The sequence below is a fragment of the Nocardioides malaquae genome, assembly GCF_015070385.1.
GTDB lineage: Bacteria > Actinomycetota > Actinomycetes > Propionibacteriales > Nocardioidaceae > Nocardioides > Nocardioides malaquae.
On record NZ_JADCSA010000725.1, the window covers coordinates 1 to 255 of the forward strand.

General features: G+C 50.6%; 1 protein-coding gene. It reads left to right on the forward strand.

Annotation, left to right across the window (positions count from 1 at the left end; all coding sequences use genetic code 11):
- The coding region (locus IEQ44_RS16185; RefSeq protein WP_193639450.1) for an FAD-binding oxidoreductase at window positions 1-255 on the forward strand (255 nt) is incomplete at both ends.

Genomic DNA, 255 nt, shown 5'->3' on the forward strand with positions numbered 1-255 from the left:
CGATGCATCCGGTCAGGGATCGCTGGTCTATGGCAAAACGTCAGATCACGTACTTGGCGTACGCGCGGTGTTGTTGGGGGGCGATATTCTCGATACGCAACCTTTACCCGTCGAATTGGCGGAAACGCTGGGTAAATCCAATACCACAATCGGGCGAATTTATAACACGGTTTATCAACGTTGCCGTCAGCAACGCCAGTTAATTATCGACAACTTCCCCAAACTTAACCGCTTTCTTACCGGTTACGATCTGCG